Source organism: Pseudomonas sp. TH08, from assembly GCF_016651275.1.
GTDB lineage: Bacteria > Pseudomonadota > Gammaproteobacteria > Pseudomonadales > Pseudomonadaceae > Aquipseudomonas.
The window spans coordinates 280,444-292,054 of the sequence record NZ_JAEKEE010000003.1 but is presented as its reverse complement, the minus strand read 5'-3'; the positions used below and the strand labels follow the sequence as shown (position 1 = coordinate 292,054).

General features: G+C 60.5%; 12 protein-coding genes. 3 read left to right on the top strand and 9 right to left on the bottom strand.

Going from position 1 to position 11,611, the window contains the following annotated elements:
• Positions 1–45: 45 nt before the first annotated feature.
• From JFT91_RS14595 to phnD, 8 genes are all read right to left on the bottom strand, one after another.
• Positions 46–981 (bottom strand): Ppx/GppA family phosphatase, encoded by a 936-nt coding sequence (locus JFT91_RS14595; RefSeq protein WP_201203002.1) that lies wholly within the window; start codon positions 979–981, stop codon positions 46–48.
• Between the two features lie 349 nt (positions 982–1,330).
• Positions 1,331–2,158 (bottom strand): phosphonoacetaldehyde hydrolase, encoded by an 828-nt coding sequence (gene phnX / locus JFT91_RS14590; protein ID WP_201232820.1) that lies wholly within the window; start codon positions 2,156–2,158, stop codon positions 1,331–1,333.
• 75 nt (positions 2,159–2,233) lie between these two features.
• Entirely contained in the window at positions 2,234–3,103 is an 870-nt protein-coding gene (locus JFT91_RS14585) for a LysR substrate-binding domain-containing protein (protein ID WP_201232819.1), read from the bottom strand.
• Positions 3,104–3,113: 10 nt separating this feature from the next.
• Positions 3,114–4,409 carry an MFS transporter gene (locus JFT91_RS14580; RefSeq protein ID WP_201232818.1) on the bottom strand — a complete coding sequence of 432 codons (1,296 nt, stop codon included), beginning with the start codon at positions 4,407–4,409 and terminating at the stop codon, positions 3,114–3,116.
• A 129-nt stretch (positions 4,410–4,538) separates the two neighbouring features.
• Complete coding sequence (psrA, locus tag JFT91_RS14575) at positions 4,539–5,630, bottom strand: iron-containing alcohol dehydrogenase PsrA (protein ID WP_201232817.1); 1,092 nt, start codon at positions 5,628–5,630, stop codon at positions 4,539–4,541.
• A gap of 112 nt (positions 5,631–5,742) precedes the next feature.
• The gene (gene phnE / locus JFT91_RS14570; protein ID WP_201232816.1) at positions 5,743–6,561 is read right to left on the bottom strand and encodes a phosphonate ABC transporter, permease protein PhnE; all 819 of its coding nucleotides are present in this window, start codon (positions 6,559–6,561) and stop codon (positions 5,743–5,745) included.
• Between the two features lie 2 nt (positions 6,562–6,563).
• Positions 6,564–7,355 carry a phosphonate ABC transporter ATP-binding protein gene (gene phnC / locus JFT91_RS14565; RefSeq protein WP_201232815.1) on the bottom strand — a complete coding sequence of 264 codons (792 nt, stop codon included), beginning with the start codon at positions 7,353–7,355 and terminating at the stop codon, positions 6,564–6,566.
• On the bottom strand, positions 7,352–8,218 hold the full coding sequence (gene phnD / locus JFT91_RS14560; protein WP_201232814.1) for a phosphonate ABC transporter substrate-binding protein: 867 nt from the start codon (positions 8,216–8,218) through the stop codon (positions 7,352–7,354). Before phnD ends, phnC begins: the two co-directional genes overlap by 4 nt.
• A 109-nt stretch (positions 8,219–8,327) precedes the next feature.
• On the opposite strand from phnD, the gene JFT91_RS14555 reads away from it, so the two are divergent.
• The 3 genes from JFT91_RS14555 to map all read left to right on the top strand — a co-directional run bounded on the left by JFT91_RS14555 (position 8,328) and on the right by map (position 10,268).
• On the top strand, positions 8,328–9,185 hold the full coding sequence (locus tag JFT91_RS14555) for a LysR substrate-binding domain-containing protein (RefSeq protein WP_201232813.1): 858 nt from the start codon (positions 8,328–8,330) through the stop codon (positions 9,183–9,185).
• A gap of 67 nt (positions 9,186–9,252) precedes the next feature.
• Positions 9,253–9,480: a ParD-like family protein gene (locus JFT91_RS14550; protein WP_007918027.1), complete on the top strand. Its 228-nt coding sequence runs from the start codon at positions 9,253–9,255 to the stop codon at positions 9,478–9,480.
• Positions 9,477–10,268, top strand: a complete 792-nt coding sequence (map, locus tag JFT91_RS14545; RefSeq protein WP_201232812.1) for a type I methionyl aminopeptidase — start codon at positions 9,477–9,479, stop codon at positions 10,266–10,268. The genes JFT91_RS14550 and map overlap by 4 nt, the downstream gene beginning before the upstream one ends.
• 171 nt (positions 10,269–10,439) lie before the next feature.
• On the opposite strand, the gene JFT91_RS14540 is transcribed toward map, so the two are convergent.
• On the bottom strand, positions 10,440–11,594 hold the full coding sequence (locus JFT91_RS14540) for an ABC transporter ATP-binding protein (protein WP_201232811.1): 1,155 nt from the start codon (positions 11,592–11,594) through the stop codon (positions 10,440–10,442).
• Positions 11,595–11,611: the final 17 nt, after the last annotated feature.

Here is an 11,611-nt window from a genome sequence, read left to right as displayed (position 1 = left end):
AGGAAAGCCTTGATTAGCGAGTGATTCTGCTGCAGTGCGCAAAGGTTAGTGGTTGCTCATCAGACCGTGCAGTACGCCGAGGCGCAGGCCCGGTTCGGAGGGGGCCATTTGCGAGATGCCGAAGACTTTGAACGCTGCCAGCATCAACACCAGGCCACCGGGCAGGATGCTCTGGCGATGAGGTTGCAGGCCGGCGAGTTTCAGTTGCTGAACGTTGTTCACCTTCAGCAACAGCAATGACAAACGCAACAGCCCGGCATAGGTGATGCCACCCTTGCCGAAGTCATTGAGGTGATTGGCCTTGAGCACTTTGGCCAACATGCGCGCTGTGCCTGAGGAACCAATGGTCTGCTGCCAGCCCTGAGCCCGATAGCGCCGCGCGACTTGTTCAAATTGCAGGATGGCCACGCGTTCAGCTTCTTGCAGGGCGCCGGGAGAAATGTCGCCACCGCGGAAGAACCGCGTGCTCAAAGTGCCGCTGCCGATGGCGATGCTTTCGGTCAGCAACGGCTGCGAGCCCTGACCCAGAATCAGCTCGGTGGAACCGCCGCCGATATCGACGACCAGGCGCATATCCTCAGCGCCCGGCAAGGTCTGCGCGACGCCGGCATACACCAGTCGCGCCTCTTCTTGCCCGGATATGACGTCGATTCGAAAGCCCAGATGCCGCTCGGCACTGGCCAGAAACAGCTGCGCATTGTCGGCCTCACGCACGGCGCTGGTGGCGACTGCGCGAACCCGGCCCGCCTCGAAACCACGCAATTTCTTGCCGAAGCGCGCCAACGCCTGCCAGCCACGATCGAGTGCCAACGCGTCCAGTGCGCCGCCGTCAAACCCCTCGGCCAGCCGCACAGGCTCACGCAAGGTTTTCACTTCCTGGATCATGAAGCCCTTTCTGCTGCGCACCGATTGGCCGATCATCATGCGAAATGCATTCGAACCCAGGTCGATGGCGGCAAACAGCGAGGCGTCTTCTTTCATGGGAGTCCTTGCAAAACATCCGCCTCAAGGCTCAAGACGGTTTGCGAGGATTCTGCCGTTGTCTTGATGACATCCTGATGACGGGGCAGGGGCGGTTCAGTGAATTGTGGGCTGTCATGACACTGTCATTATTTGGCGTCTATGCTTGGGCCAATACATCGCGTGTTCTTAAAGTTTTCGGCTGCCAGTTTTGGCAGCTTTTTTTTTGCCTGAAATTTAGCCCCCGGATCTCTGGCCAAACAAAACCCCTGTAGGAGCTGCCGCAGGCTGCGATCTTTTGACCCTTTAAAAACAAGATCAAAAGATCGCAGCCTTCGGCAGCTCCTACAGGGGGAGTCGGGGATTAGACTCAGCTGGCTTGCGGGGTTTCGCCGCGGGCGAGGCGGGCGTTGATGTCGTCGATCACTTCAGGCAACTGGGCAATGGTGTCGATCAGGTAGTGCGGGCGCGAAGGGGCGAACATCTTGCCGATCCGTGCGCGCTCTTCGGCCAGTCGATCCGACGGCAACGCCTGATATTGCTCGTAGGTCAGGCCCAAGGCGTTACCGGAGCAGGTCAGTGCCACCGTCCACATGCCTGCGCTGCGACCTTCGAGAATCCCGGGCCAGGTGTCGTCGACCTTGACGCACGCGGCGACGTCACTGATGCCCAGGGCAATCACGTTGGCCAGCGACTGCGCCGGATAAGGGCGACCATTGGGCACTTCGTCGGTGGCCACAACATGATCGGCGACATAGCCGTTTTCCCGCGCCAGCTCGACAACCTTGGCCATCACCACCGCCGGATAACCGGAGCACGAACCGATCTTCAAACCCTTCTCGCGCAATGCGTCAATGGCATTGAGCGCACCGGGGATCAACGCGGAATGCAGGGCGATTTTCTCAATCTGCAGCGGCATGAAACGCTCGTAAATAGCGCTGACGTCCAAGTCAGTCGGCAAGCGGTCGAACGCGGCTCGGTAACGTTCGGCAATCTGCGGCAGGTTGCACAGGGTGCGGATGTGATCCCATTTGCCCATGCCCATCGGCCCGCGCGCTTCCTCCAGCGAAACGGCCACGCCGAACTCGGCAAAGGCTTCGACAAAAATCTGCGTTGGCGCAAACGAGCCGAAATCGACAACGGTGCCAGCCCAGTCGAGGATGGCGGCTTGCAGGTGAGTCGGTTGCTGATATTGCATGGTCAATCTCCGTTTTCGGGTAAGCGGGGGCCGTCCCTCGGCAATGAGGCAGGCCGTTTCAAGGGGCAGTGCTGATCAGGTCAGCGCTGGATTGGAATCAAACAGTTCGGCAATCAGCGGTCGGTTCCGGCGAATGCCGAGGCAGCACAGGTGGTATTCGATGAAAAACGGGTGATCGACAAAGGTGATCGGCACGGTGCCCGGGGTTTCGGCGTACTCGACGGCCGAGACAAATCCGATACCGATGCCTTTGACGATCGCGTGCACGATGGCCTCGCGGCTGTTCAGTTGCATGACGCAGTTGAGTGCCAGGTCGAGGCGTTTGCAGCTTTCTTCCACCAGTTGCCGGGTGCGCGCACTGGTTTCACGCAGTACCCATTTTTCGCCACTGATTTCGTTGATGTGGACCTGCGACTGAGCGGCCCATGGATGGTCGTCGCGCACCACCGCGATGATCGGGTAGCGGTGATACAGCCGCGTGTGGAAGCGCTCGTCGAATTCCGACAGCGCCAGAATCGCCACGTCGATGTCGAAATTGAACAGCCGCGCCAGGGTCTCCTTTTCTGAGGAAAACGATGTTTCCAGTTCGATGTCCGGGTGCCGTTGCATCAGCTCGTAAGTCAGGTTCATCGCAATCGGCGGCGACACCGCGCCGAGGCGCAACATGCCGTTTTTGCGCTGCTTGAAACTTTGCAGCAGTTGCACCGCTTCATCCTCCTGACCGAACAGGCCCTGAGTGATTGCGAACAGCTTGTGCCCGGCGGCACTCATCTCGATATAGCGACCACGGCGATGGAACAGCTCGACCGAGAAGGTTTTCTCCAGCGCGTTGACCTGCTCGCTGACCGTCGGCTGACCGACGCTGAGAAACTCGGCGGCGAGGGTGAAACTGCCGGTCTTGGCCACGGCATGAAAGGAACGCAACCACTTGTGGTACTGATACATGCAAGCCCCGTCAGCGTCGGATGAACAATGCCACCGCCGCACTGCACACGCAGGCACTGGTGACCACTATGAAGATGAGAGACGTATTTGCCGTGGAGTCAAGCAAGCGGCCAATCATTGGCTCGGCCAGCCCGGCGAACAGATAGGACGAGAAGTTCATGATCCCGGTCGCGGTGCCGGCACGTTTGGCGCCGACCAGATCCGGGCACAGCGCCCAGAAACTCGAGGCCGGGCCGTAGACGAAGAAGCCGCAAAGGAACAATGCCACCAGGCCGATTGCACTGTGCGGCGGCAGGCTCCACATCCACAGACTGGTCGCAGCGCCGAGGAGCATGTAGAGCATGATTGCCAGATAGCGCTTGGAACCGAACAGCTTGTCCGATACCCAGCCATTGCTCAGCGCGCCGACGGCCATGCCGACGGGGAGGGCAACGGTGATCCACTTCGGATCGACCATGCTGTCGCCGCTTTTCCAGTTGGCGCCGAGAAAATGCACCGGCACCCAGACGATCAAACCGTAGCGGGCGGCGTTCTGAAAGCCGAGTGATAGCGCGGCGATCAGCAGGCGAGGATTCTTCAGCACCGCTTTGTAGCGTTGTGCCGACGACTCGACCTGGCCATGGCTGGCTTCCTGATGTTTGTCATCAGCATTGGCCACGCCGGTGTCGGTCAATGGCTCGAAACCCAGATCCTGCGGCCGTTCGCGGGCCACCAGATAGAAAATGATCCCGCCAGCGAGCATCAGCAGCACCGGCAAACGGAAGATCCAGCGCCATTCCAGTTGCAGCACTTCCAGCACGACGATGGAGGTGACGTACGACAGAATCGACGCGCAACCGGCAGCAAACGTATAGAAACCGTAGACCTTGCCGCGCTCACCCGCCGCCCACCAGTTGGAAATCAACCGACTGCCCGGGGCCCAGCCCAACGCCTGAAAGTAGCCATTGACGCCCCACGGCAGAATCAGACTGGTGAAACCGCCGGCAAAACTGGTCACCCAGTTGGCGCCGCAGGACAACACCGCGCCGAGGGTCATGATGCGCCGGCCACCGAATTTGTCGGCGAGGTTGCCGTTGATCGCCTGGCCAATGGCGTAGGCCCAGAGCATCGCGGCAGACGCCCAGCCGAGGGTTTCCTTGCTCAGGCCGAACTCGGCCTGAATTCCCGGAATGGCAAAACCGAAAGTCTGTCGCCCGGTGTAGAAAAACAGGTAACAGAACATCGCCGCCAGCAGCATGCGCCACTGGGCGACCCGGAACGAGGCAGAGCGTACGGCTAGATCAGGCATGGTTTGGGCACGATTCATGATCTTTTCCTTATTGTTGTGGAATCCCGCCGGTTGTCGTCGGCGGGTGCACTCTTTTTCGGTGCGGCAGGAAATCACCGCAGCTTGACGCTGCAGGTGGTGCTTGGGTTGATCGGGTGTCGCCAGGCGTCAGGCGGCTTGGGAACCGATGAAGTTCTTGCCGCGTGCGCCCTGCATCGCAAGATGAATGATGTCTTCGGCATCCTTGGCGCAGACGCCGTAGTCGGCAAACTCGGTCTTCACTCCGAGCAGGTGGAGAAACTCGCGCAACTGCTGCTGGGCCTTGGCCAGGTCTGTGCCGAAGACGCGTTGCAACGTGCGATCACGGGTGGCGTCATGTCCCCAGGCCAGACCCAGCACCAACGGCAGAGTGAAGGAGCAGGCGATGCCGTGGGGCAAACCGTGGCGCAAGGTCATCTCGTAGGAAATCGAATGCGCCAGCGCGGTTTTGGTGTTGGAAAACGCCAGCCCGGCCTTGAGCGCAGCCAGCGCCATGCGCGTGCGCAGTTCCTGGCTGGACAAGTCCTGCTGCAGTGGCGGCAAGCATTCGAGAATGTCTTCGATCGCCGAGATCGCGAAGGTGTCGGAGACCGGGTTGGCGTTGACGTTCCAGATCGCTTCCAGGGCGTGCGACAGTGCATCGAGCCCGGTGGAAACGGTGACGCTGGCCGGTACGGTGAGCATCAGTTGCGGGTCGATGATCGCCACGCGCGGCCAGGTGCAATCCAGGTGCAGCGAGTATTTCTTCTGGCTGGCGCTGTCCCAAATGGTCGCCCATGGCGTGACTTCACTGCCGGTGCCGGCGGTGGTTGGCGCGGCGATCAGTTGCTTGCAGCGCGCCGGGGTAAACGACTTTCCGCTCGCCAGCAGAGCCAGCAGCTCATCGAAGTGCCCGGACTCGGTGCCGACGATCAACGCCTTGGCGGTGTCGATGGCGCTGCCACCACCGACGGCAAGCACCACGTCGCATTCGCCGGCGTGCTGCCAGAACTGCTCGTAAGTGCTGCGCAGATGGGCGACGTCAGGGTTCGGTTGAACCTCTTCGAAGATGTAGACCAGGCGATCACCGAGCAAGGCTTGCAGGCGATCCACCAGGCCCAGCCCGCGGGCTTCGGGGAAGGTGACGAGGGCGACGGTCTGCTGCTCGGTAATGGCGGCGAGTTCTTGCAGGCTGCCCCAGCCGAAACGGGTATCGACGGGGTTCTGGAAGCGGGCAGTCATGGTCATTCCTTCTTGTTGTTGTCGTTGGTGGCGCCATACTCGGCGCCCGTCGACAACGGCTCAAATCGATAATTCGCAGGTTTGAATCGGCTCAGCCGATAACGGCTCGGCGTCAGTGCGCCGAACCGCTCTGGATCGCCGCGCGCAGTCGGCTGGAGATTGCGTCGGCGACGATTACCATGAAGGTGATGACGATGATGCAGGTCGCGGTTTCCTGATATTTGAACAGCTTGAGACTGCTCACCAACTCGAATCCCAAGCCGCCGGCACCGACCATCCCAAGTACGGTGGCCGAGCGCAGGTTGACCTCGAAGCGGTACAGAATCACCGCAATCCACGCCGTGATCACCTGCGGCAGAACGCCAAATACGATCACTTGCAACGGTCGCGCCCCGGTCGCTTGCAGCGCTTCAATCGGGCCTTGATCGATCTCTTCGATGCTCTCGGCGAAGAACTTGCCGAGCATGCCCAGACCATGCAGCGCCAGCGCCAGCACACCGGGAAACGGACCGAGGCCGACGGCCGAGACGAAGATCAGGGCGAGGATCAGTTCGTTGATGCTGCGGGTGAAGTTCAGCGCCTGACGCGTGGTGTGAAACACCCAGCGATTGCGGCTCAAGTTGCGCGCCGCGAGAAACGACAGCGGAATCGCCAGCAACACGCCGAGCAGGGTGCCCCAAATGGCGATCTGCAGGGTTTCGATGGCCGGTGCCACCAGACGCGGCAGAATGCTCAGATCGGGTGGAAAGGTGCGCGAGAGAAAATCCCCAATCTGCGGCAATCCCGCCGCCAGTTCGCCGAGGCTCAGTTGCGCGCCCTGGGCACTCCAGTTCAGCGTCCACAGCACGATCAGGACGATGCCGGCGGTGGTCAGCCAACTGCGCGGGCCACGGGGACGGTCGCCGACCCACTGATAGTTTTGCGCTTGCATGCTCAGGCCCTCGAGGCGGTTCGATAGGTCAGGGTGGGCGTCGGCACGTCTGCGCAGGCTTGCGCTGATTGTCCCGGGTAGATTCGCGCCAGATCGGCTTCGGTCATGCTTGAGGCTTTGCCATCGAACACCAGACTGCCATGGGCGAGGCCGACCACGCGGTCGCCAAACTCGCGGGCGTATTCGACCTGATGCAGATTGCACAGTACGGTGATGCCTAGCTCGCGAGTGGCATCGCGCAGGTACTGCAAGACCAGTCGCGCGGTTTTCGGGTCGAGGCTGGCGATCGGTTCATCGGCCAGAATCACCTGCGGTCGTTGCGTCAAGGCGCGGGCAATGCCGACGCGCTGCTTCTGCCCGCCAGACAATGAATCGGTGCGCTCGCTGGCCTTGTGCGCCAGTTCGACGCGTTCCAGGCACTGCATTGCCAGCGCCACATCGTCACGCCGGAACAGTTGCAAAATCGAAGTGAGCGTACCGACGGAGCCGAGGCGACCGGTCAGCACATTCTTCAGCACGCTCAGGCGCGGCACGACGTTGTGGTGCTGAAAGATCATCGCCACTTCGCGACGCAAAACCGTGGTGTCAGGGCAGGCGAGTGCATCGATGCCCGCCACGTTGAGCGTGCCACTGTCGGCCCGGGCCAGACGATTGATGCAACGCAGCAAGGTCGATTTACCGGCGCCCGACTGCCCGAGCACAACGACGAATTCGCCGGCAGCGACTTCAAGGTCAATGCCACGTAATACCGGGTTGCTGCCGTAGTGTTTGGTCAGTTGGCGGATGCTGATCATTTCATGCTCCGCAAATCCAGATCGAGGACCTTGGCGGTTTCGCGCACCACGTCATAAGACGCGTCGGTGGTCGGCTGGAAGCCATTGAGCACGCCCTGATCGCCCCAGGGCACATCCTTGATCGAGGCGAGGGCCGCTGCGACTTTCTGCTTCAGTTCCGGATCGAGCGCCTTGCGCCAGACCATTGGCGACTCGGGAATCGGCTTCGAACTCCAGACCACCTCGAAGTCATCCTGCTTCACCACGTTCTTGGCCACGGCGCTGGCGAAGATGCGGTCGGCCACTGCGGCGGCATCGACCTTTTTATTCTCGACCGCGAGGATGCTGGCGTCGTGGGATCCGGAGAAAATCACCCGTTTGAACAGCGTGTCCGGGGCAAAACCGGCCTGCTCAAGACCGGCCTTGGGGAACAGATGTCCGGACGCCGAGCTTGGATCGACGAAGGCGAACGTGCGGCCCTTGAGGTCGGCAAGGGTGTGAATGCCGCTGTCCTTGCGCGCCAGAATCACGCTTTTGTAAGCACTCTGTCCGGTCTTCTTGGTGACTGCCACGGAGAACGCTTCGACATCCGCCACCGAGGTTGCCAACACATAGGAGAACGGCCCGAGATAGGCGACGTCGAGTTTGCCCGAGCGCAGCGCTTCGATGATGCCGTTGTAGTCGGTAGCCACGAACGGCACCACCGGCATGCCGATCTGGCTTTGCAGGGCGTCGAGCACTTGCTTGCTCGATTCGATCATCGCCTGGGAGTCTTCGGACGGAATCAGGCCAATGGTCAGTTTGTCTTTGGCCCAGACCTGGCTGGCGCTCAGGGCAAGAGCGGTGAGGCTGGCGGCACGCAGAAACTGTTTGATTGTTTTCATGGCATTCCACGGTGTGGTTGGGAGTTGCCACAGGCTAGGGCTGTCACGTGACAGTCATTCAATCAATTCAATATGCGAAACAGCAGCTAACTATTGATGGAGTCTATGGATGTCCAGCGCCAAACTTCGCGCCTTTCTCGCCGTCGCTCGCCATGGCAGTTTCAGCGCCGGTGCCAGAGCCACGGGCTTGAGCCAGCCGACCTTGACCACCCAGGTGCAAAGCCTGGAGCGCCAACACAATGTCGAACTGTTCCATCGGCGCGGGCGGCGCATTGAACTGTCCGACGTCGGACGGCAGTTGCTGCCGATCGCCCAGCGTATCGCCTTGCTGGAACTGGAGGCGCACAACTTGCTGCGTGATTCCGGACGACTCGACAGCGGCCAGCTCAAGGTCGGCGCGGTGGGGCCGTTTCATGTAATCGAAATGGTCGACAGTTACCTGCAACAGCATCCGAACATCGACGTGTCGATTCGCGTCGGCAACTCGGCGCAGGTGTTGTCGGACCTGGAAAACTACGTGACCGACATCGCCGTGCTGGCCGGGCGTCAGGATGATCCGGCGCTGTGTGCGGTAAGTTATGCGCGGCACGCGATCATTCTGTTCGCGCATCATGAGCATCCGCTGGCCAATCGTGGCAGCGTGCGGATCGAAGAGCTGGAAGGGCAACGGCTGCTGCAACGCGAGCCCGGTTCGACCACGCGGCTGGTGCTGGAGCAGGCGCTGAATGCGGCGCAGGTCAAACCGCGCATCGCCATGGAGATCGGCAGCCGCGAGGCCTTGCGTGAAGCGGTGGTGCGCGGGCTGGGATTGGGCGTGGTCTCGGAGGCGGAGTTCATTGCCGACCCGAACATCCGCACGATCCGCATTGAGGGCGAAGAACTTTTTACCGAGACCTATTTGTACTGTCTGGCCGAGCGGCGCTCCAGTCGGCTCATCTCGTCGTTTTTCGATGCGGCGCTTGCCTGAGGATTTGCAATTTTCCACAGGGCTTGGCTAATATACGATCCATATACACTTCGTATCGGATTTGAATATGGGCATCGTAAAGATTTCAGAGGACATGCACGAGAACCTGCGTATCTCCAGCAACGCCCTCAGCCGCTCGATCAACGCGCAGGCCGAGCACTGGATGCGCATCGGCATGCTCGCCGAGCTGCACCCCAACCTCGACCACAGCGCCATTTGCCGCTTGCTGATCCGCGCCGAACAGAACGGCGGGCTGGATCTGCAACAACTGACTCAGGAAGCCGTCAGCGCATGAGAAACCAGATCAAGATCAACACCCCGGCCGACATCGCCCAATCGCGCGCTGCCGGTAAACTCGCCGCCGAAGTGCTGGCGATGCTGGTGCCGCACGTCAAGGCTGGCGTCACCACCGATGAGCTGGATCGGCTGTGCAACGACTACATCGTCAATGTGCAGAAAGCCGTGCCGGCCAACGTCGGTTATCACGGTTTTCCGAAAACCGTCTGCGCGTCGGTCAATGATGTGGTCTGTCACGGCATCCCGTCGGGCACGCCGTTGAAGGATGGCGATATCGTCAACCTCGACATCGCCGTGATCAAGGACGGCTGGTTCGGCGACACCAGTCGCATGTACGTGGTCGGTGAGGCAACGCCTGAGGCGCAGCACCTGATCAAGACCACTTACGAGGCCATGTGCGCGGGTATCCGCGTGGTCAAACCGGGCGCCACCTTGGGCGATATCGGTCACGCGATCCAGACGCTGGCGGAGAAGGAAGGCTTCAGCGTGGTGCGCGAGTACTGCGGCCACGGGATCGGCAAGGTCTACCACGATGAACCGCAGATTCTGCATTACGGCTTCCCGAATCAGGGCATGAAGCTCAAGGCCGGGATGATTTTTACCGTGGAGCCGATGCTCAATGCCGGCAAGCGTCATGTGAAGAACATGCCGGATGGCTGGACCGTACTGACCAAGGATGGCTCGTTGTCGGCGCAGTGGGAGCATATGGTCGCGGTGACTGAAACGGGCTTCGAAATCCTCACGGCGTGGCCGGATGAGATCGAGGGTTTTACCCCGATCACCTGAAAAAAGAGCCACCGCAGCCCGACGCTGGAGTGACTCGAGGGGGACACACGGTCCAATTGTAGGAGTGAGCCTGCTCGCGATAACGGTCTATCAGTCACATCGTTGTCGTCTGACACACCGTCATCGCGAGCAGGCTCACTCCTACAGGGATTTTGTGATGCCAGGGAAGTTTTAGTGAGAACCGGCAGCCTTGTTGAGGTCGCTCTCGGTCCATTCGGTGTAGACGCAGGCGTCTGCAGTGGCCCAGCGCACTTGCACCGGATCTCCGGCCTTGAGCGGCATGCCCGCCGCCGACAGTGCCTTCACCGTCATCGAAGTCCCGCCCGAAGTCACCACGCTGCACGTTTGACTCTCGCCGAGGAACAGTACTTCCACCACCTTCGCCGACACCTCATTCCAACCCGCCGCCAACGGCTCATTGAGCGCCTGCTGTGCGCTCAACGCCTGCGCTTTTTCCGGCCGCACCATCAACAGCACATCCTGATCCGTGTGCAACCCAGCCGTCAGCCTTATCGACAACGACTGCCCCTCAAAACTCGCCGCCGCATTGCCCTGCGCCTTGAGTTTGAGGAAATTCGAATTGCCCAGAAACGACGCCACAAACGCATTCGGCGGATTCTGATAAAGGTCGTAACCGCTGCCCAAACCGACAATCTTGCCGTGACTGAAAATCGCAATGCGTTGCGACAAACGCATGGCTTCTTCCTGGTCGTGGGTCACGTAAACAATGGTGATGCCCAAGCGGCGATGCAGTTGGCGCAGTTCATCCTGCAGATCTTCGCGCAGCTTTTTATCCAGCGCACCGAGCGGTTCGTCCATCAACAGAATGCGTGGCTCGTAGACCAGCGCCCGGGCAATGGCGACCCGCTGCTGCTGACCACCAGACAGTTGCGAAGGACGGCGATGGGCGAACTGGTCAAGCTGGACCAGTTTCAGCATGGCGTCGACACGCTTGTCGCGTTCGGCAGCGGCGAGTTTGCGGATTGCCAATGGGAAGGCAATGTTGTCGCGCACCGACAGATGCGGGAACAGCGAATAACGCTGGAACACCATGCCGATGTCGCGCTTGTGCGGCGGCACGTTCACCAACGATTGGCCGTTGACCAGAATCTCGCCACTGCTCGGTGTTTCGAAACCAGCGAGCATCGACAGCGTGGTGCTTTTGCCCGAGCCGCTGGAGCCGAGGAAGGTCAGGAACTCGCCGTCCTTGATGTCCAGCGAGATGTTGTCGACGGCAGCAAAATCGCCGTAGTGCTTGTTCAGATTGCGCAGGCTGACCAGGGGTTTGTCGTTCTGCTGGGAAGCGTCTTTGATCACGGCACTCATGTCGTACTCCTGGGCGC